The sequence below is a fragment of the Roseibium aquae genome (genome assembly GCF_008711285.1).
Taxonomy (GTDB): Bacteria; Pseudomonadota; Alphaproteobacteria; order Rhizobiales; family Stappiaceae; genus Roseibium; species Roseibium aquae.
Genome location: NZ_VXDC01000003.1, coordinates 25,007 through 44,250, shown reverse-complemented (window position 1 = coordinate 44,250; position 19,244 = coordinate 25,007). Strand labels below are relative to the sequence as shown.

The following is a 19,244-nucleotide window of genomic DNA, read 5'->3' as shown; positions in this document are numbered from 1 at the left end:
TCACGGCGTCATGGATATCGCACGCTATTCCATCGAAAAACCGGTCAACACCTGGATGATCGTCCTTCTCGCGCTTCTGGGCGGCATTTGGGGTCTTCTGACCGTGGGGCGGCTGGAGGACCCGGCTTTCACGATCAAGCAGGCGCAGGTCATCACAGCCTATCCCGGTGCGACGGCCGAAGAGGTCGAGACGGAAGTGACGGAAAAGCTTGAGACGGCAATCCAGCAACTTCCACAACTTAAGGAAATCATTTCGGAATCCATACCTGGATTGTCGCGGATCAGCGTCGAGATCAAGTCGACCTATGATTCCGCCGAGCTTCCGCAAGTCTGGGACGAACTGCGCCGGAAGGTGAATGACGAACAGCGCAATCTGCCGAGCGGAGCGGCGCCGCCGCTGGTTTTCGACGATTTCGGTGATGTGTTCGGCTTGTATTATGCGCTGACCGCCGACGGCTACAGCAACCGGGACATCCGTCAGGCGGTGCGGGACATCCGCCGGCAGCTCCTGACGGTGCAGGGCGTCGGCAAGGTCGATGTGGCCGGCGAGCCGGAGGATGTCATTTATCTGAACATCCAGCAGGACCGGATGGCGAGCCTTGGCATATCGCTCGATGATATCGCCGCCGTTTTGGCTGCCGAGAATGCGATTCAGACCAATGGCTCGGGTCTGTCGGGCGACCGCCGGATCCGGCTCATGACGCCGACCGCCTTCGAAGAATACGGAATGATACGGGATCTTGTGGTTGGGCGGCCGGGTTCCACCGCCATGATCCGGCTGTCTGATATTGCGGAACTGGAAATCGGCGAGCCCGAGCAGCCCGATCTGCTGATCCGGTACAAGGGCCAGCAGGCCGTCACGCTGGGCGTGTCGCAGGTTCCAGGCACCAACATCGTTGAAGTCGGCGATGCGGTGATGGCCAAGCTCGATGACATTAGCCGGGATTTGCCCGTGGGCATGGAGATCCATCCGATCTATGCCCAAAACGTGGTTGTCGACGAGGCGGTCAACGGCTTCATTGTCAACCTTGGGATGTCCGTCGCGATCGTGATCGGGGTGCTGTGCCTGTTCATGGGATGGCGTGCCGGAATCGTGGTGGGCAGCATTCTTCTGCTGACCGTTCTGGCGACCGTCTTGCTCATGCGGATCCTGTCAATCGAGATGGAGCGGATATCGCTTGGCGCGCTGATCATCGCCATGGGCATGCTGGTCGACAATGCGATTGTCGTGGCCGAAGGCATGATGATCAACATGCAGCGCGGCATGAAGGCGGTTCAGGCGGCGAGCAGGGCCGTCAATCAGACCATCTGGCCGCTGCTTGGCGCGACCGTCATCGGAATCATGGCCTTTTCGGGGATCGGCCTGTCGCCAGATGCCACCGGGGAATTTCTTTTCTCCCTGTTTGCGGTGATTGGGATTTCGCTGTTGTTGTCATGGGTTTTTGCCGTCACCGTGACGCCATTGTTCGGAAAGTACTTCTTCAAGACCACTGCGGCCGGTGACCTTTCCGACCCCTACAAGGGGTTCCTTTACAGCGCTTACCGCACTTTGCTCGTCGGGGCTCTGCATGTTCGCTTGCTCACTGTGCTTGCTCTGGTTGGTGTCACCGCCGCCTGTGTCGTCAGCTTCGGCAATGTCAAGCAAGCCTTCTTTCCCGACAGCAACACGCCAATCTTTTACGTGGACTATTGGGCGCCGCAGGGCACGGACATCCGCGCGACTGGAGCCGACCTGATCGAGATGGAAAAGGCCGTATTGTCCGATCCGCGGGTCGAGGCTGTCACAAGTTTCGCCGGGCGGGGAGCAACCCGCTTCATGCTGACCTACAACCCGGAGGATCCGAACCAGGCCTTCGGTCACATGGTGGTGCGTGCCTGGAGCCGGGAAGACATCGACATGCTTGCAATTGATCTGCGGCGGCAGTTCGCGGAAGACTTTCCCGCTGCCCAGATCATCACCACCCGTATCGTATTCGGCCCCGGTTCCGGCGCCAAACTGGAAGCGCGGTTTTCCGGTCCGGATGCCGATGTACTGAGGTCTTTGGGCGCGCAGGCGATGGCCCTGTTCAACCGGCCGGACAACCGGCTTGGCGATGTCCGGATCGATTGGCGCCAGCGCGAGCTTGTCGTTCAGCCCCGGTTTGACGAAGACCGGGGGCGGATCTCCGGTGTGACGCGGCAAGAGCTTGCGGAATCTCTCAAATTCGCGACCGAGGGCGTTCAGGCCGGCTTTTTCCGGGATGGTGACGATCAGATCCCGATCGTGGCACGGAAAGCGCGGATCGAAGGGGTGCCGGTGACGGAAACCATCAACGATACGCTCGTCTTCAGTTCCACCCAGAACCGGTTCATCCCGATCGAACAGTTGGTGACCGAATTCCGCATGGAGGCTCAGGACACACTGATCCGGCGCAAGGACCGTGTGCGCACCTTGACCGTCCAAGCCGAGCCGATTGGCGGCGAAACGGCGTCGGCCGCGCTCGCCCGGATCCGGCCGCAGATCGAGGCCATCGCTTTGCCCCATGGATACAGTCTGGAATGGGGCGGGGAGTATGAGGACACGAACGAGGCCCAGGCCTCGCTCGGAGCGCAGCTCCCGCTCGGCTTCCTGGTGATGTTGATCATCACGATCCTCTTGTTCGGCAAGGTGCGACAGCCGCTGATCATCTGGCTGATGGTTCCCATGTCGATCAACGGCGTTGCCATTGCCTTGCTGGCAACCGATACGCCATTCGGGTTTGTCGCGCTTCTGGGTTTCCTGTCCCTGTCGGGGATGCTCATTAAGAACGCGATCGTCTTGCTTGAGGAAATCGACCTGGAAATTGCCGAGGGCCGTAATCGGTATGAGGCGATTGTCGCCGCCAGCGTATCGCGCATGCGGCCTGTGATGCTCGCGGCGATTACCACGATCCTTGGCATGGCGCCGCTTTTGTATGACGCCTTCTTCCGCAGCATGGCCGTGACCATCATGGGTGGGCTGGCCTTCGCAACCGTCCTGACCCTGATCGCAACGCCGGTGCTGTATGCGCTGTTTTTCCGTGTACGCCCGCCCAAGCGATCCGGACCGGCGGAAAGCCCCGAGGGGGAAATAATCCGGGAGCCGTCTGAACCCGAGCCGGCAAGGCCTTGAAGAGCTTGCCCCGTCAGTTGAGAGACCAGATCACCGGATACGTTTCAGGCGGTGCATAGTCTCCGCCGCAATCCGGCTTTTCGCGTTGTTCGACAATCAGATAGCCGCCACGGTCCGGATCGTGCCGGTAGCTGGTGAACAGGCCGCAATCGCCGTCCGGCCCGTAAAAGCTGGCGGTCGTGAGACGGGTGCCCCGATCCAAAATCACCGGATTGGTCACCCGTTCCAATCGGCCTCCCTCCGGGCTTTCTGCCAGGCTGTGCAGCCAAGCGGTGCCGTCGCTTTCGATCTCCACCAAAAGGCTCTCCAGATTGACATCCGCTGGAAAGCACGGGACGGCGAACAGCGTCGAACCCCGGTCGGTGGACACTGCAACATAGCCGAACGCCTCGATTGATCCGGCCAGGTCACACTGGAACTCGCCGGTTGCGATCTGCCGCACAATCTCAGGCAGCCGGTCCACATCGTACACCGGCCCGGCTTCGCTGGCCGATGGGCTGCCGGTGGGGATGGAGACGCCCGCGGCAAACAAGACTGCAATGGCAAGGGGCGGTGCGCGCATGGTCGGTCTCCTCCTAGCGCCCGGTCAGACGGGCCCTTGAGAATGAACACCAATCAACCGCGCGGCACAATCATATACGGCGTCTCGAACCAGACCTCTTCCAGATTGTTCCCATCTCCAATCCGGTCGATCACGGCGAACAGGCCCGGCTCTGTCAGGGGGGTCAAGACCCCGTGCCAGGTGCCACGGTGAAAGTTGATGCCCTGGCCGGGTGTCGTCAGAAAGGCGCGCGGGCGCCCAGGGGTGCCGCTGTCGTCCGGGCAAACGACGACCAGGAAGGGGTCCATGCTCATGGGCAGGAAAGCCTGACTTCCGAGCGGGTGGCGCTCGACCATGTCAAGCCGGTAGGGCAGGGATCGCTTTTCCGATTTGAAAAGACTGATCCCGGCGCGCGCCTCCCCGGAAAAATCCAGCGCGGCGAGATCGTTGTAGCGCCCGCATTTGCCCTGATTGATGATCTTGTCCGCCTCGCCGGCGGCCTCGAGAACGTCCCCGAAAGGGGCGAAATCACGCGCCGTGAGCTGTTCTATGACGATCGTATTGGACACGGGGCCTCACCGCAGTTTCATGTGACGGTTGACATCCTTGTAGAGCAGGTACCGGAACCGGCCCGGTCCGCCGGCGTAACAGGCCTGGGGGCAGAAGGCGCGCAGCCACATGTAATCCCCCGCTTCCACCTCCACCCAATCCTGGTTCAGCCGGTAAACGGCCTTGCCCTCCAGCACATAGAGGCCGTGTTCCATGACATGGGTTTCGGCGAAGGGGATCACGGCTCCGGGCTCGAAGGTGACGATGTTGACATGCATGTCATGGCGCAGGTCTTGCGGATCGACAAACCGGGTCGTGGCCCACTTTCCCTGCGTTCCGGGCATGGCGGACGCGGGCACGTTCTTTTCGTTGGTCACGAAAGCGGTGGGCGCGTCGATCCCGACGACTTTTTCATAGGCCTTGCGGATCCAGTGAAAGCTGACCGGGTCGCCGCTCTCGTTCCGGGCGCTCCAGTCGCAGGTCGGTGGCAGATAGGCATAGCCCCCTTCGGTCAACCTGTGCGGTACACCCTCAATGGTGAGGGTGAGGCAGCCCCCCACAACGAAAATCACCGCTTCGGCTTCCGGATCCGTTTCCGGCTTGTCGCTTCCGCCGCCAGGCTGAACTTCCATGATGTACTGGGAAAAGGTTTCGGCGAAACCGGATAGGGGGCGGGAAAGCACCCAAAGCCGCGTCCCGGTCCAAAACGGCAGGAAGCTGGTGACGATGTCCCGCATCGTGCCCTTTGGAATCACCGCGTAGGCTTCGGTGAAGACCGCACGGTCGGTCAGAAGCTGGGTCTGGGGCGGATGCCCCCCGGTCGGAGCGAAATAGGCGCCGGAACTCATTGGCTGATCCCTGTTGAAAGGCGGCGACAGCCGCGAACGGGGGCAGCATAGAAAGCGCAAAAGGGTTGGTCTACGGCTTTGATGGTCCGGGCCGGGGCACCGGACAAGGGCGCTGCGAACAGCGTCCCTCGCGGGGAGGTGGGCCGGCCGCACCTTCGCGGGGGCGGGTGCAGCCGGCGGCGTTTTACGGGCGTGAACGTGCGTTGCGCACTTCTTCCCGACTGGCCTTGACGCGGTCGACCACCTCGGCGCAACCGGTGCGTTCTTTTTCGGCCAGAAAGGCGTTCATCCGGTTTTCCAGATCGTTTAGGCGATCGGTGCGTTTGCTTCCTGTCCTCAGTTGAACCGGAACCGCGAAGGTCGGCCAGAAGGTTGTCGTCATGGGGCTTGTCTCCACTTGGGGCCTGACGGCTGGGGCTAACGTGGCAAGAGGTCGGAGTGTCGGCGGCGTTCAAGACCCCGTTCAAGGCGCTTGATCTCGTCGCGGATACGCAACTTGAACTTCTTCAACGTCCGAACGTGAAACAGGTCGGGAGCGGGGCGCTTCTGTTCCCGTTGAAGGCGGGCTTCGAGGCTGGCATGCCGGGACTGCAACGCTTTTAGACGGGTATGCATGGCACCTTTCTCTCATGATGACCGAAGGAACCGTACTCGGATACTTCATAGATGGGTTGCATCAGGCGATAGGTGAAATACATTACATGTATCGTCCCCATAGAGGGTATCTATCGATGGCCTACCGCCCCTCGGCCCGGCAGCTTGAGTATTTCATCGCCTTGGCCGAAAGCGGTCATTTCGGCCGGGCCGCACAGCGGTGTCATGTGTCCCAGCCGACCCTTTCGGCGCAATTCAAACTGCTTGAGGACCAACTGGGTGTCAGTCTCGTGGACCGTGCCCGCGGCTCGATCGTGCTGACGCCCACCGGGGAAGCGTTGTTGTCCATCGCCCGCCAGGCTCTCGAGAACCTTGATGAAATCGTTTCGGTTGCGACGGCCAGAAAAGCTGGGCTCGGTGGTCTGGTCCGTTTGGGCGTTGCGCCGACTTTCGGCTCTTACTTCATGCCGCATCTCTTGCCGAGCCTCAAAGCTGCCTACCCGAGCCTTGATATCTATATCCGCGAGGAGCGCCCGGCCCGGCTCGGTCAGGACCTGCAGAAAGCCGCGCTCGACTGCATTCTGGTGTCGGCGCCGCTCGATGCCGACAACACGATGACGCAAAAGGTGTGCACCGAAGACCTTTCAATCGGAGTGCCGGCGGATCACGCTCTTTCGGGAGCCTCGCCGGTCAGGATTGAAGCCCTTCGGGGCGAACGCTTCCTGACCCTTGGCCCTGGCTATCAGTTGTATCAGGCGGGTCAGGCATTGTGCCAGGCATCGGGCGCCCATCTGTTGGAGGACTATGAGGGAACCAGCCTCGATGCCATCCGCCAAATGGTGTCAATCGGCATGGGGCTGGCCCTTTTTCCCGCAGCCTACATCGCTTCGGAGTTTCACAAGGAGGAGCGGGTGCGTCTGCTGAAGATCGAGGGCCCGCCGCTCAGACGGGAGATTGTTATGGCATGGCGGCGGAACAGTCCACGCTCCGGACATTTTGCCATCGTGGCCGATCTGGCCCGCGAAACCGTGCGCCGCATGAACATTCCCGGCCTCGAAGCGGCGGATTGACGGATCTTGCACGCAGTGCTGTTGCGCCTCGGCGATTGCCAATCTCACCTGTGCATGATGTGCTGAACGCCCGAGAACCCGAACAAGCCAAGGCGGGAGACGCCCATGCCAGTTATTTCTCACAGTTCAGAGCTTCAGACGGTCATCACGACATTCGAGATGACACCGGGCACGTGTTACGATCTGCTCGACGAGTTGAAGGACGCCTACCAGAGCTTCATAAGGCTGCAACCGGGGTTCATCGGGGCGGGCCTGCACGTGAACGATGCCCAGACACGGATTGCAAACTATTCGCAGTGGCGCAGTCGGGATGACTTTCTCGCCATGCTGCGCACCTCCGAGATGCGCGAGCGGAACCGGCGGATCAGCGCCCTGTGCAAGAGCTTCGAACCGGTCATGTATGACGTGGTGCAAAGTTTCGACTGAACACCAGGCGGTCCCGCGTTTTTGCGCGGGACAGGTCCTTGGCCGGATCCGGGGAGCGGCGCCGATGCCGCTCCCCGATGCGTTTGTTACTGGTATTTCGCCAGAATTTCGGCCTGTGTGCCGTCTGCGATCATTTCGTCCAGTGCAGACTGCATCCTGGCGATCAAGCCCGCGTCCGTGCCCGGATTGCAAGCCATCGACAGGACGGTTTCCGAAATGATGAGCGCTTGCTCAACATCCCGGCCATCACGTTTCAGGGCTTCATAAAACGCGCCGGAAACGGCGACCAGGTCCACACGGCCAGCCTCGAGCTTCTTGAGGGTTGCCTCCATGTTGCCCGCGGCGTCGATCTTCGGAAACTCCATCTGGGTCAGAAGCGTTTCCGTGAAATCCTGGGACTGTGTGCCCACGACGTATCTTTTCGCATCTTCCACATCGGCCGGGTTTACATCGGAGCCGACTTTCTTGATCAGCAAGGTCCGGTCGACGTTCAGCGGCTCGACCCAGCTGAATTTCGCATCGCGTTCCGCGGTGTGCGCGGCGGTGAAGACGCAGAACCCGGGACGGGTTTCCGCCAGGCCGATCGCCCGTGACCATTGCGCCATTTCAACCGCGTAGGTGATCCCGGCACGATCCATGATCTCGAAAACCTGATCCGCGCCGAAGCCGACAATCTTGCCGTCCTCCATGTAATTGAAGGGCTTGTAGTCCTCGGTGGTGAGATTGATGTCGGCTGCATGTGCAGACGCTACGCCCAGGACGGCGGCGCATGTCAAAGCGGAGAGAATGTTTTTCACTGGCATGTTGATACCTCGTACAGTGGATGGCACTTGCGAGCACCTGCCCATGAGTAATCAGGGGGCTACCATTGACGAACTGTTGCGGCCCAAGCTTTCCGGCGTCGATTTGGAGGATTTTTTTCTGAAAATTTGAGTCTTCGTGTGTTTTGCGTTACGTATCTCTATCTAAAGTAGAGTAAGTTCGAAGTTTTAGTCAAATCCCGCTTTTTATATTGGCAAATTCATCATGTGCCGCAGAAGGTGGTGTAGGGTCCGAACCGGTCCGGCGCCGGCCGGGCATACGCCTCCAGCCCGTCTCGCTCTGTGAAAGGCGCGCGCAGAACGCCGATCAGCGCATTCGCGGGACCAAAGTCACCGGTCTCGGCTGCCGCCAGCGCATCCTCGACCATGTGGTTGCGGGGAATGTAGAGCGGATTGACAGCGTTCATGCGGTCCTGGATCTCAGTTTGGGGCACGCCTTCGTCAGCCAGACGGGCGGTCCAAGCGGCCAGCCAAGGGTCCAAACGGGTTGGATCCGAAAAAAGAGCTTTGGCCGCATGCCCGCCATCGGGGGCAGCAAGCTGTCTGAAGAACAGGGTGAAATCCACGTCTTGGCCGGCCATTGCCTCGAAAAGCTGATTGGCCAGGTCGAGATCCGTGTCGCGCGCGTGCGTCAGTCCAAGCTTGGCGCGCAGTCCGGAGAGCCATGCGGCCTGGTATAACTCGGGAAATGCGTCGAGGGCCTGTGTGGCGTGTTCAACGGCTTGTTCCGATGAGGTTGCGTCCAACAGGGGCAGAAGGCATTCGGCGAGCCGCGCCAGGTTCCATTGCGCCAGAACCGGCTGGCGGGCATAGGCGTACCGCCCGCCGTGGTCGATGGAACTGAACACGGCATCCGGATCATAGCTGTCGATAAAGGCGCAAGGTCCGTAATCGATCGTCTCGCCCGATATGGTTGTGTTATCCGTGTTCATCACCCCGTGGACGAAGCCGACCAGAACCCACTGGGCCACCAGATGGGCCTGGCGCCCGATCACGCGCTGGAAGAAGGCCAGATACCGGTCTTCGGCTTCGGCGAGATCCGGATCGTGGCGGCGGATGGCGTAGTCGGCCAACTGCCGGACCTTTTCGGTTTCGCCGCGCGCCGCGAAATACTGGAACGTGCCGACCCTCAGATGGCTGGACGCGACCCGCGTCAGCACGGCGCCCGGCTTGGGGCCGTTGCGGATGATTGTTTCGCCTGTCGTCACTGCGGCCAGCGCCCGTGTGGTTGGAATGCCAAGGGCATGCATGGCTTCGCCGATGATGTATTCCCGCAGGACCGGGCCGACCACCGCCTTGCCGTCGCCGCCGCGCGAAAAGGGGGTTGGACCTGAGCCCTTCAACTGAATGTCCTTGCGCTCGCCGTTCGGGGTGACGATTTCACCGATCAGAAGCGCCCGTCCGTCGCCAAGTTGGGGGGAAAACCCGCCGAACTGATGGCCGGCATAGACCTGGGCCAGCGGCGAGGCGCCTTCGGGTGATTTGACACCTGCGAAAATGGCAGCCCCGTCCTCGTTGGCCAGCGCATCCGGGTCCAGCCCCAGGTCCCTCGCCAGCTCGGTGTTCAGCACGATGAGTTCCGGTGCGGGGACCTGCGCGGCCTCCCAGGGCACGTAGAATCCATCCATTTCCCGGGCATAGGAATTGTCGAAGTTGAAACGAGGCGGCTGATGGGTCATGTCGGGTCCTGTTGGCCGGAATGCGGGAAGGTCGGACATACGCAATATAAGACGTCTTTCCGCGTATGGGACCCCATCGGCTCGAACAGGCTGTTTGCCGCCAGCCGGTTCAGGCAAAAACGGGAAAGTGACGATGATCCCCTTTACAGGCTGATTTTTGGTCCCAAGCTTTAACGGAGAAAAGGACGGGCTCAGGAGAGGGACCATGCGACAGGTTTTCCTTGGACATGCGTGGGCCGTGTTTGGCGGGGCAGCCGTCTTCGCGGCCACGGCCGCACTGGCCGAGCCACACCGGTACGAGCTCGATCCCGAGCACACCACGCTGGCTTTCACGGTGCATCATCTCGGCTTTGCCGATACCCTTGGCGTCTTCACCGACGTCGCCGGCACCTTCACCTATGACATGGACACCCAAGCCCTGTCGGATTTGACGGTAACGGTCCAGACCGCAAGCATCGAAAGCTTCAACGCGGCCCGCGACGAGCATGTGCGCAATCCCGATTTTCTGAATGTCGCGCAGTTACCGGTCATGACATTCACCGCCGACGGCGGCACCCCGATCTCCGAAACCACCGGCACGGTGACCGGCACGTTGACCTTGCTGGGGCAAAGCCGACCCCTCACGCTGGATGTCACCTTGAACAAGGCCGGTCCTTACCCCTTCGGCCACCAGCGGTTTGTTCTCGGTATTTCGGCCCGGACCTCGGTCAAGCGCAGTGACTTCGGCATGACCTATGCCGTGGCCGGTGACATTGTCGGCGATCAGGTAGACGTGATCATCGAGACCGAGGCAATGCGGATCGAGGATTAGGTCTTGGTCCCTCGTCCTTGATCGGAGAGCCGGGGATCGGGGAGCCCGGTTTTTTCGTTGCCGGTCAAGACGACCGGGTTGGAGCACAACGCAGCGTCAGAACACCAAGGGGCCCAGAAGGATGCCGGCTGACAGCGCCACGGCGATGCCGAGCACGTCCAGCGGGGCTCCGGCCCGCAGCATATCCGGTCTGCTGACGGCAGGGTTCGCGAAAACGATCGCGTTCGGGGGCGTGGCAACCGGCAGCATGAAACCGATGGAGGCGGCCATGGCGACCGGCAGCGCGAAGACGAGCGGATCCGCGCCCATTCCAACCGCGGCTGCGCCGGCAACAGGCAAGAAGATCGCCGCCATGGCCGTATTGGACGCCAGTTCTCCCAGATAGACGATGATCAGCGCGAAACACAGCAGAATCCAGAACGTCGGCAGGCCGGCGAGACCTTTCGCCTGTGCGCCGATCCACGCGGCAAGGCCGGTCTGATCGATGGCCGAAGCCAGGGCCAGTCCGCCGCCGAACAGGATCAACACGTCCCAGCGCAGCCGGGCCGCCGTGGTCCAGTCCAGCAAGCGGCCCTCATCCGCCCTGCCGGCCTTGACCACGAACAGGCTCAGCGCGCCCGTCATCGCGATCCCGGCGTCGGTGATGCCAAGAGCCGGAAAGGCGCTGGATATGAGCGGACGTGTCATCCAGCCAAGGGCGGTCAAGGCCGCGATAACCGCCAGCCTTTTTTCGCCGGAGGACAGGGGCGGTTGTCTTGCAAATCCGGTTTCTACCGGGACGGGGCGGATCTCGAAGGCAACGCGCGTGAGGACGAGCCAGGCGATTGGAAGCAGAACAAGAACGACCGGCAAGCCGATCAGCATCCAATCGGCGAAGCCGATGACAACGCCATGGGCCTCTTCCATATAGGCCGCGAACAGAGCGTTGGGGGGCGTGCCGATCAGCGATCCCATGCCACCGATCGTGGCGCTATAGGCAACCCCGAGCATCAAGGCGGCCGGGAAGCCGTCGCCCTCCTGGCGCATGAGCGCGATCGAAGCCGCGATGGGCGCCGCGACCATCGCCGAGGCCGTGTTGCTGATCCAAAGGCTCAGGAAGGCGGTCGCGCCCATCACAGACAGGATCACATGGCGCGGATCACCGCTGGTTCTGGCCAGAATGGCAAAGGCGAGCCGCCGGTGGAGCCCCCATTTCTCGATGGCCATGGCGATCAGGAAGCCGCCAAGGAACAGAAAGATCAAGGGATTGGCATAGGCGCCGGACAAGTCGGCGATGGATGCGACCCCGGTCAGGGGAAACAGGACAAGTGGCAGCAGGGCGGTCGCGGCCAGCGGAAGGCTCTCTGTTACCCACAGCACGGCCATGAGCAGGCCGATACCTGCGGCAGCTTGCGCCTGCGCGGTCAAGCCGGCGAGCGGTGGCAGGAGGCACGCGGCCACGGCCAGGCCAAGTGCCGCGCTGTTCGCCAGGGTTCCGATGGCGGGTCGTTTGGGCTTCCAGGTCACGCATCCCCCCGATAATGAGCGAGTGTGCAACCGGGAGGTTGGCGGGGCAAGGCGCCCGTGCGGTCCGGACCGCGCAAAGTGCCGTGCGGGCCCGGAGCCGGGGTTTGATCCTTCTGGCTTATCCCAAGCCGGCGGCCCGTCCGAGAACGACGGCGCTGAGCAGCCCATTCCCTGAGAGATAGCCGCTGTCGCCGCTGCCCGACACGCCGCAAGCGGCGCCACCGGCCGCATAAAGGTTCGGGAAGAGCGTGCCGTCGAGGGCGCGAACCTGACCGTTGGGGGCAACGTCCAGGCCCCCTTGGGTATGAAACAGCGCCCCCGTCACTTTCACGGCGCAATAGGGAGGCGCAAGGCCGGGTCCTTCGAACTGTCTGCCGAACGCGTCCGTGCCGGGGTTCGGGATGGCATTGATCGTTTGCGCCAGGGTGCCCAGATCGAGATGACACTGCTCGGCGAGCAGGTCCAGCGTATCGGCTGTCTTGACCGCGCCTTGCGCCTCGGCATCCTTGAAGTCTGCGAATTGCCGCGCGATGGCCGCAATACGGCTGTCGAAAATCGCCCATGCGATGCCGCCCGGCTGGGCGAGCACATGCCTGGCCGCCTCCGAATAGCCCTGGCTTTCATCCCAGAACCGCTTGCCATCGGAGTTGACCTGGACTCCTCCGGACGTGATCACGGCCCAGGTGATCAGGATCCCGTGGGGATGGGCGACGTTCCCGTGTCCCTGGTAGGCCCCCAGATGGCGGGTGGCTGCCCCCAGACCGGCGGCCCAGCCGACCGCTTCGCCCCGGTTGCCGTCATGGCCGAACCAGAGCGCGCCGGAAATCTGTGGCATGTGGGCCGCAACCAGGCGCCGGTTCCCGCCAAAGCCATTGCAAGCGAGGATCAGACGCTCGCAGCCGATTTTTTCCTCGCCGCCATCTCCCCGCGTGGCGGCCGCACCCGTGATCCGTTTGCCGTCCGCATAAAGGGTTGTCACCCGGCGATTACAGATGATGTCGATGCCTTCCGCCTCGCAGGTTGCGCGCAAGCGATCGATCAGTTCCCGGCCCGACCGGCTGGGCAGACCGTGCATGCGGCGCTGCGAATGGCCGGGATAGTCGAAATCGGACACCACCGAAAACGGAAAACCGTAACGGTCGGCCAGCCATTCGATCGCCGCCGCAGCACCATTCGCGAGCGCCTCGACCAGGTCCGCGTCGTTTTCATGCTTGGCCTTGGATTGGATGTCGCGGGCAAACGTCCTGGCCGTGTCCGCGATTCCAAGCTGTGCCTGGAACCGTGTGCCCGCCGCCGGAACAAGACCGGCAGACAGCGCCGTCGAGCCAGATGGCAGGGAGTCGGCCTCGACAACCAGCACCTCCTGGCCCGCGTCATGAGCCGCCAGCGCTGCGACCATGCCACAGGCACCGGCGCCGACAATCAGCGTCTCGACATCGAAGTCGGTTTCCTGAGGCGCCAGGATCCGGGGATCATGTTCCGCCATTGTCATAACGTTTTCCTGTTTCCAGCATCTTGTCCGTGCCGATCAGGCCGTTGAGTCCGTCGAAATCGAACATGCGTTCGGAGAAGGGCCGGTTCGAGCCGTGTCCGTGCAGGCTTGCGTAGTAGTCGACCGCGGTCCGGGCGAGCGCCCGGACAATTCCGCCTGGAAAGATAACGATGGAAAACCCGGCTTTCTCCAGGTCCTTCGCGGACTGGATCGGCGTTGCGCCGCCTTCCACCATGTTCGCCAGGAGCGGAATGCGGCCGCTGAACCGGGCCGCGATGCTTGAAAGTTCCTCGCCGCTGCGCGGCGCTTCGATGAACAGCGCATCCGCCCCGGCCTCCACGTAGGCCTCGGCGCGGGCGATCGCCGCATCGAAGCCCTCAACCGCGATGGCGTCGGTCCGGGCGATAATCAGCGTGTCATCGCTTTGACGGGCGTCGGTCATGGCAGCGATCTTTCCCGCCATTTCGGCGGTCGGGATCAATGACTTGTCAGCAAGGTGACCGCACCGTTTCGGATAGGTCTGATCCTCGACCTGAAGCGCGTTTGCGCCGGCGCGTTCGTAAAGCCGCATGGTCCGCTGCGCATTCAGGGCGTTGCCGAACCCGGTATCGGCATCGATGATGACCGGCAGGTCGACCCGGTCGCGGATCAAGGCCATCGTGTCGGCCATTTCCGTGACCGAGGTCAGGCCGATATCGGGACGGCCGAGCCGGGTATAGGCCACGGCCGCGCCGGACAGGTACAGGGCTTCGAAACCGGCGTCCTGCGCGATCGCGGCGGTCAGACCATCATAAACACCGGGCGCCGTCAGGATCTCGTCTTTTTGAAGACGTTCTTTAAGGGTCATGAGAGTCTCTCCAAAGCCTCGGCGCACGTCATGATCTCAGTGACCGATCCAAGGGACAGGAGTGTTGCGTCATGCACGTCCTGGCGGAACGCCGCGCAGCCATCGCTGAGCAAAATGGTATGGAAATTCCGCAAATGGGCATCGCGGACGGTGGAGGCGACGCCGCCGTTGGTCACGATTCCGCCAATAATCAGCTTATCGATCCCGGTAGCCCTGAGAATGTACTCCAGCCTTGTTTGATAAAGCGCTGAATAAGCGACTTTTTCGACCGTATAATCCGCAGGAGCCAATGCATTGACAAGATCATGGCCGAATGAGCCGGGGGCAAAATCGCCTTTTGCCAGAAAAGGTCTCAGCTTTTTGAGATGCGGCGCGATCAATGGCTCTCCACCCGGACCCGGCACAAGGGTGAACTGGGCGGAGACATAGGTACCGCCCTTGGCGCGCAGCGCATCGATCACGGGGCGGATCCGCGCGGGCAGCGCAAGGATCTGGTCGGCCGTTTGACCGGCCCGGCCATACGCGCCTTCCGGATGGAGAAAGTCGTTTTGCAAATCGATGGTCAGGACAGCGGTTCGGGAGGGGACGATGCCATCGCTCATGCGGGTTCCTCAAGTCGGGTGATGATCGTGTTGCCATACATGTCGACGGCGCCGGTCAGGCCCGGCTCGATCAGCACCGTGGTGTCCGGCTGGACCAGTATGGCCGGTCCGTCGATCTGCGCGCCCACGGGCAGGGCCAGGCGGTCATAGATCGCCGTGTCGTGCCATGCGTCGCCGAAATGCACCGGCCGGGTGGATTGCCGGGCATCCTCGGCGCGTCCACTGGTCTTGGGAGCCAGGGTCGACAAATCAAACTTCGGGCGGCGTCCGATAACCGCGGTGCGCAGGTTCATCACCCGGCGGGTTCCGTTGGACAGCGTCCGGCCATAAGCTGCCAGATAAGCGGTGTCGAAGGCGGTCTCGATGTCTTCGCGCGAGGGCGTGGCGACGGCCCCGTTCTCGATTGCGACCGGCAATGGAACGGCCACGGTGTGGGTCTGGCCGACATAGGCCATGTCGAGTTCGAACACGGTTTCACGTGCCTCGAACCTTGTGCCGGCCGCGTTCAACAGCGCCATCCCGTCATCGACATGCTGCTGCATGATCTTGGCCAGCCGTTCCGGATCGAGCGCCGCCGTCAGCGCGTTGACGGTTTGAACGAAATCCTGCCGCATGTCGGCGATCACGCAGCCCAGGGCGCTGGTGACGCCCGGATACCGCGGCACGATGGCGCGGCCAATCCCGACTTCCCGGAGCATGGCGCCCGCGTGCAGGGCACCGCCGCCGCCAAAGGGCATGAAGGCGAAGCGCTTCGGATCGAAGCCGCGCTCGATGCTGACCAGGCGGATCGCGCCCGCCATCCGGGAATTGGCGACTTTCAGGATGGCTTCGGCCGCTTCATAGGTGCCAAGGCCCAGGGCTTTGCCGACATGTTCGTCAATGGCGGCTTTCGCCGCATCGACATCCAGGCGGTCCAGCTTGCCGCCAATCGGGTTCTCCGGATCGATGCGGCCCAGCACCACATTGGCGTCGGTCACGGTCGGACGGGTGTTGCCCTGGCCATAGGCGACAGGGCCGGGGGTGGAGCCCGCGCTTTCCGGCCCGATATTCAACAGCCCGCCCTTGTCGACCCAGGCGATCGAGCCGCCACCGGCACCGATCGTCGTGATCTCGATCATCGGGGTCCGCACGACCATGCCGAAATCGATGGAAGTCTGGGGGCTGAGTACGGTTTGTCCGCCCGCGATCAGGGAGACGTCGAAACTGGTGCCGCCCATGTCTCCGGTAATGACATCGGGAAAACCGGCCGTCTTCGAAATATATCCTGCGGCGATCACGCCGGCGGCCGGGCCGCTCAGCGCTGTGCGGATGGGAAGGCGGCATGCCGTGCCGGTGTCCATGACCCCGCCATTCGACTGGACGATCATGAATTCGCCGCCAAAGCCTCCATCGCGCAATGCGGTATCGAGGCGGCCGAGATAGCCGCTGACCTCGGGCTGAAGATAGGCGTTGAGTGCGGTCGTGGAGAAGCGTTCGAATTCCCGGATTTCCGGCAGGATTTCCGACGAACAGGAGACATGCGGATTGGGCCACATGGCCCGGACGGCCTCGGTGGCGAGCGCTTCGTTGGAGGAATTGGCGTAGGCATTGGCAAATAGAATGCAAACAGCCAGACAGCCTTCGTCCATGAGGGTCGATGCGGCGGCCCGCACGGCTTCCAGATCGACCGGCGTGTGAATGGTCCCGTCCGCCAAGGTGCGTTCGGGGACTTCAAGGCGCAGGTTCCGCTCAACCACCGGTTCGAAGTTGCCCCGCAGCCCCCAGGTCCGTGGCCGGTCGCGCCGCCGCATTTCGAGAACGTCGCGCAAGCCTTCGGTCGTGATAACGCCGATCCGGGCGCCCTTGCGTTCCAGAAGCGCATTTGTTCCAGCCGTTGTCCCGTGTACGACAGCGGCCACATCCGCCAGATTTTCCACCTGCCGCCGGATCCCGTCAAGAAAACCGCCGGACTGGTCCGGCCGCGAGGTTGGAACCTTGGCGACCTGGGCCTGACCCGTGGCTTCATCGAGAACGAACACGTCGGTGAAGGTTCCGCCGACATCGACACCGATCATCTTGCTCATTGGCCAGCCTCCTGCCAGTCGGTGCCGTAGGTGATGTCCGCCGCCGGACCTGTGACATAGCCCTGGGCCACATCGCGGGCGATGGCCGCCGGATCGCGGTCAGCGGCTGGCCCGTATCCACCCCCACCAGGGGTCATGAGCCGGACACGCTCGCCCTTGTGCAGCTTGATGCCGCGCATTTTCGACGTCATCGCGGGTCTGTGCCAGTTTCCGCCCTCTTCGTACTCGAACACATTCATCGCGGCCCCTTCGCCGCCACATACACCTTGCGGGGCGAAGCGCCCGCGCTCGCCGAACAAGAAGGCCTCCGCTTCCTGTTCGAGCAGCTCGATCTCATAGATCGCGCCGAGCCCACCCCGATGGGTGCCGGCCCCGGCACTGTCCGGCCGAAGGGCCCATTGCCGGAACATGACCGGGTAGGCGGCTTCCAGGATCTCCATTGGAGGGATGGTTGCCGTTGAAATCGGGGCATTGCCATGGTTCAGGCCGTCGCTCTCCCGCGAGCCGCCGTGACCGCCGCCATAAAAGCTGAACATCACCCATCGCTGACCATTCGCCCTTTTGCCGGCGATTGAGAGCGCGTTGATCGTGCCGTAGGCATTGGCGACGACCTTTTCAGGCGCTGCCTTGGACGCGGCGGCGAAGATGACGTCGATCATGCGCAATATGGTTTCGGTGTAGCCCCCGACCGGGGCCGGAAACCCGGCGGATAACAGCGAACCGTCCGGGACCTTCACCTCGATCGGGCGCATCACGCCCGCATTCGCCGGAAGATCGGGAAAAATGTGTTTGATGGCCACATAACAGCAGGCGACGGAGGTGGGCAGGGCGATGTTGACCGGGCCGGCGGTCACCGGGGCGGTCCCGGTGAAGTCCAGCACCATCCGGTCGCCCTTGACCTCCAGCGCGACCTTGATGGGCAGGGCCGTGTCGGTGATGCCATCGTTATCGAGATAGTCCACGGCCTCCCATCGGCCGTCGGGAAGTGCCGACAGTTCGGAGCGCATCAGAGCCTCGGCCCGGTGGCCGAGGGCGGTCAGGGCGGCGGATACGGTCTTGGCGCCGTACTCGTCCAGCAGTTCATCGAGGCGCTTGACCCCGAGATCGAGCGCGCCGAGCTGGCCGTTAAGATCACCCATGGCCGATTGCGGCAGTCGGGTGTTTCTCATCAGGATGTCGATAATGTCCTGCTGCAATACGCTCCCCCGCGCAATGCGCACCGGTGGGAGAATGAAGGCTTCCTGGAATGCTTCGGTGGCTGCCGGATTGTAGTTGCCCGGTACCGCTCCGCCGACATCGTGCCAGTGGCCGACGGACGCCAGGTAGCAAAACAGCTGGCCATCCCGGAAATAGGGCCGGACCAGACGCATGTCGCTCAGATGCGTGCCGCCCAGATGGGCATCGTTGAAAATATAGATATCGCCGTCGGCCAGGTCGCCATCGGCCGCCGCCTTTTCGATCACGGCCTTGACCGCGAAGCTCATCACCCCGACGAAGATCGGCAACCCGGACTTACCCTGGACGAGGGTATCCCCGGTCACAGCGTCGTAAAGGCCGTGGCTGGCGTCATGCGCCTCCGCGATGATCGGATTGAAGGCGGCCCGGAAGAGCGTCGCATCCATTTCGTCCGCGATCTGTTCCATGCGTCCGGCCAACACCGCGAGGGTGATCGGATCGATCGTCTGTTCTGTCATTTCTTGCCCTTGGTTTCGGCGATGTCGTTCCACACGTCCTGCCGGGTGATTTTGCCGCCGGTGACCTCGAAGCGATCGATGAAGCGGATCCCGGAAAAAGCGGAACCGTCCGGCCATTCGCCCGCAAGGGTTCCCCGGGTGTAGACGATGGCGGACTGCTCGCCCTGCAAGGCTTCGACGCCCTCATAGCTCTTGGTCACGAACCGGTAGCGGGGCGCGGCCCATTCAATCAGTTGCGTAAGCGATGTCATCTCCCCGGTCCCGGGGAACACCATCGCGAACCGGTCGCCCAGATGCATCCCGGCGCGATCCAGGTCCCGCGCTTCCATGGCGCGGAGATAATCCATGACAATGGCCGAAGGATCGGGAAGCGCCGGGGCCGGCGTGCGAAGGCTTCCGCCGCGCATGTAATCGCAGACCGGGCGTTCGTTCAAAAGAACGGTGATGGCTTCGGGCACGGCCGGAACGACGAATCGAATGGCGTCGGTCAATGCCTTCATCAACCGCTTTTTCTCTTCAGGCGTATAGCCCTCTATTAGATGCGTCTCGACGACCGGCATAGGTGCCCTCC

The 19,244-nt window shown here is 62.4% G+C and carries 18 protein-coding genes; 4 read left to right on the top strand and 14 right to left on the bottom strand.

Features of this window, described 5'->3' with window-relative positions; translation table 11 throughout:
• The first annotated feature begins 10 nt into the window (after nucleotides 1–10).
• Nucleotides 11–3,130, top strand: coding sequence for an efflux RND transporter permease subunit (locus tag F0184_RS05865; protein ID WP_150495241.1), 3,120 nt, complete (start codon nucleotides 11–13; stop codon nucleotides 3,128–3,130).
• Nucleotides 3,131–3,143: 13 nt separating this feature from the next.
• Here the strand turns inward: F0184_RS05865 and F0184_RS05860 are convergent, their stop codons facing one another.
• The 5 genes from F0184_RS05860 to F0184_RS05840 all read right to left on the bottom strand — a co-directional run bounded on the left by F0184_RS05860 (nucleotide 3,144) and on the right by F0184_RS05840 (nucleotide 5,683).
• Nucleotides 3,144–3,692 (bottom strand): hypothetical protein, encoded by a 549-nt coding sequence (locus F0184_RS05860; RefSeq protein ID WP_150495240.1) that lies wholly within the window; start codon nucleotides 3,690–3,692, stop codon nucleotides 3,144–3,146.
• Nucleotides 3,693–3,745: 53 nt separating this feature from the next.
• Entirely contained in the window at nucleotides 3,746–4,240 is a 495-nt protein-coding gene (locus F0184_RS05855; protein WP_150495239.1) for an ureidoglycolate lyase, read from the bottom strand.
• A 6-nt stretch (nucleotides 4,241–4,246) separates the two neighbouring features.
• Nucleotides 4,247–5,068 (bottom strand): bifunctional allantoicase/(S)-ureidoglycine aminohydrolase, encoded by an 822-nt coding sequence (locus tag F0184_RS05850; protein ID WP_150495238.1) that lies wholly within the window; start codon nucleotides 5,066–5,068, stop codon nucleotides 4,247–4,249.
• Between the two features lie 184 nt (nucleotides 5,069–5,252).
• Nucleotides 5,253–5,450 carry a hypothetical protein gene (locus F0184_RS05845; RefSeq protein ID WP_150495237.1) on the bottom strand — a complete coding sequence of 66 codons (198 nt, stop codon included), beginning with the start codon at nucleotides 5,448–5,450 and terminating at the stop codon, nucleotides 5,253–5,255.
• 35 nt (nucleotides 5,451–5,485) lie between these two features.
• On the bottom strand, nucleotides 5,486–5,683 hold the full coding sequence (locus F0184_RS05840; protein WP_150495236.1) for a YdcH family protein: 198 nt from the start codon (nucleotides 5,681–5,683) through the stop codon (nucleotides 5,486–5,488).
• Nucleotides 5,684–5,799: 116 nt separating this feature from the next.
• Between F0184_RS05840 and F0184_RS05835 the strand changes: the two genes are divergently transcribed.
• Together F0184_RS05835 and F0184_RS05830 are read left to right on the top strand one after the other, a co-directional pair.
• Complete coding sequence (locus F0184_RS05835; protein ID WP_150495235.1) at nucleotides 5,800–6,732, top strand: hydrogen peroxide-inducible genes activator; 933 nt, start codon at nucleotides 5,800–5,802, stop codon at nucleotides 6,730–6,732.
• 105 nt (nucleotides 6,733–6,837) lie between these two features.
• Nucleotides 6,838–7,158, top strand: coding sequence for an antibiotic biosynthesis monooxygenase family protein (locus tag F0184_RS05830; protein WP_150495234.1), 321 nt, complete (start codon nucleotides 6,838–6,840; stop codon nucleotides 7,156–7,158).
• Nucleotides 7,159–7,244: 86 nt separating this feature from the next.
• Here F0184_RS05830 and F0184_RS05825 read toward each other — a convergent pair whose 3' ends face one another.
• Entirely contained in the window at nucleotides 7,245–7,961 is a 717-nt protein-coding gene (locus F0184_RS05825; RefSeq protein WP_150495233.1) for a substrate-binding periplasmic protein, read from the bottom strand.
• A gap of 221 nt (nucleotides 7,962–8,182) precedes the next feature.
• Entirely contained in the window at nucleotides 8,183–9,658 is a 1,476-nt protein-coding gene (locus F0184_RS05820) for a protein adenylyltransferase SelO (RefSeq protein WP_150495232.1), read from the bottom strand.
• 205 nt (nucleotides 9,659–9,863) lie between these two features.
• Between F0184_RS05820 and F0184_RS05815 the strand changes: the two genes are divergently transcribed.
• Nucleotides 9,864–10,469 (top strand): YceI family protein, encoded by a 606-nt coding sequence (locus F0184_RS05815; protein WP_150495231.1) that lies wholly within the window; start codon nucleotides 9,864–9,866, stop codon nucleotides 10,467–10,469.
• A 96-nt stretch (nucleotides 10,470–10,565) separates the two neighbouring features.
• Here the strand turns inward: F0184_RS05815 and F0184_RS05810 are convergent, their stop codons facing one another.
• From F0184_RS05810 to F0184_RS05780, 7 genes are all read right to left on the bottom strand, one after another.
• Entirely contained in the window at nucleotides 10,566–11,975 is a 1,410-nt protein-coding gene (locus tag F0184_RS05810; RefSeq protein ID WP_208998345.1) for an SLC13 family permease, read from the bottom strand.
• Nucleotides 11,976–12,093: 118 nt separating this feature from the next.
• Nucleotides 12,094–13,461, bottom strand: coding sequence for an FAD-dependent oxidoreductase (locus F0184_RS05805; RefSeq protein ID WP_150495490.1), 1,368 nt, complete (start codon nucleotides 13,459–13,461; stop codon nucleotides 12,094–12,096).
• A complete protein-coding gene (locus tag F0184_RS05800; protein ID WP_150495229.1) occupies nucleotides 13,448–14,314 on the bottom strand; it encodes an isocitrate lyase/PEP mutase family protein in 867 nt (288 codons plus the stop codon). Before F0184_RS05800 ends, F0184_RS05805 begins: the two co-directional genes overlap by 14 nt.
• A complete protein-coding gene (locus F0184_RS05795; RefSeq protein ID WP_172972002.1) occupies nucleotides 14,311–14,916 on the bottom strand; it encodes a cysteine hydrolase family protein in 606 nt (201 codons plus the stop codon). Before F0184_RS05795 ends, F0184_RS05800 begins: the two co-directional genes overlap by 4 nt.
• Nucleotides 14,913–16,979 carry a hydantoinase/oxoprolinase family protein gene (locus F0184_RS05790; protein ID WP_150495228.1) on the bottom strand — a complete coding sequence of 689 codons (2,067 nt, stop codon included), beginning with the start codon at nucleotides 16,977–16,979 and terminating at the stop codon, nucleotides 14,913–14,915. Before F0184_RS05790 ends, F0184_RS05795 begins: the two co-directional genes overlap by 4 nt.
• A complete protein-coding gene (locus F0184_RS05785; protein WP_150495227.1) occupies nucleotides 16,976–18,673 on the bottom strand; it encodes a hydantoinase B/oxoprolinase family protein in 1,698 nt (565 codons plus the stop codon). Before F0184_RS05785 ends, F0184_RS05790 begins: the two co-directional genes overlap by 4 nt.
• Nucleotides 18,670–19,233, bottom strand: a complete 564-nt coding sequence (locus F0184_RS05780) for a tautomerase family protein (RefSeq protein WP_150495226.1) — start codon at nucleotides 19,231–19,233, stop codon at nucleotides 18,670–18,672. Before F0184_RS05780 ends, F0184_RS05785 begins: the two co-directional genes overlap by 4 nt.
• Between the last annotated feature and the right edge of the window lie 11 nt (nucleotides 19,234–19,244).

Bases quoted from the DNA above. Each gene is read 5' to 3' on its own strand.
- F0184_RS05800 (WP_150495229.1), bottom strand. From the start codon at position 14,314: ATGACCCTTAAAGAACGTCTTCAAAAAGACGAGATCCTGACGGCGCCC.
- F0184_RS05805 (WP_150495490.1), bottom strand. From the start codon at position 13,461: ATGGCGGAACATGATCCCCGGATCCTGGCGCCTCAGGAAACCGACTTC.
- F0184_RS05835 (WP_150495235.1), top strand. From the start codon at position 5,800: ATGGCCTACCGCCCCTCGGCCCGGCAGCTTGAGTATTTCATCGCCTTG.
- F0184_RS05860 (WP_150495240.1), bottom strand. From the start codon at position 3,692: ATGCGCGCACCGCCCCTTGCCATTGCAGTCTTGTTTGCCGCGGGCGTC.
- F0184_RS05785 (WP_150495227.1), bottom strand. From the start codon at position 18,673: ATGACAGAACAGACGATCGATCCGATCACCCTCGCGGTGTTGGCCGGA.
- F0184_RS05790 (WP_150495228.1), bottom strand. From the start codon at position 16,979: ATGAGCAAGATGATCGGTGTCGATGTCGGCGGAACCTTCACCGACGTG.
- F0184_RS05850 (WP_150495238.1), bottom strand. From the start codon at position 5,068: ATGAGTTCCGGCGCCTATTTCGCTCCGACCGGGGGGCATCCGCCCCAG.
- F0184_RS05845 (WP_150495237.1), bottom strand. From the start codon at position 5,450: ATGACGACAACCTTCTGGCCGACCTTCGCGGTTCCGGTTCAACTGAGG.
- F0184_RS05815 (WP_150495231.1), top strand. From the start codon at position 9,864: ATGCGACAGGTTTTCCTTGGACATGCGTGGGCCGTGTTTGGCGGGGCA.
- F0184_RS05840 (WP_150495236.1), bottom strand. From the start codon at position 5,683: ATGCATACCCGTCTAAAAGCGTTGCAGTCCCGGCATGCCAGCCTCGAA.
- F0184_RS05825 (WP_150495233.1), bottom strand. From the start codon at position 7,961: ATGCCAGTGAAAAACATTCTCTCCGCTTTGACATGCGCCGCCGTCCTG.
- F0184_RS05780 (WP_150495226.1), bottom strand. From the start codon at position 19,233: ATGCCGGTCGTCGAGACGCATCTAATAGAGGGCTATACGCCTGAAGAG.
- F0184_RS05820 (WP_150495232.1), bottom strand. From the start codon at position 9,658: ATGACCCATCAGCCGCCTCGTTTCAACTTCGACAATTCCTATGCCCGG.
- F0184_RS05830 (WP_150495234.1), top strand. From the start codon at position 6,838: ATGCCAGTTATTTCTCACAGTTCAGAGCTTCAGACGGTCATCACGACA.
- F0184_RS05865 (WP_150495241.1), top strand. From the start codon at position 11: ATGGATATCGCACGCTATTCCATCGAAAAACCGGTCAACACCTGGATG.
- F0184_RS05795 (WP_172972002.1), bottom strand. From the start codon at position 14,916: ATGAGCGATGGCATCGTCCCCTCCCGAACCGCTGTCCTGACCATCGAT.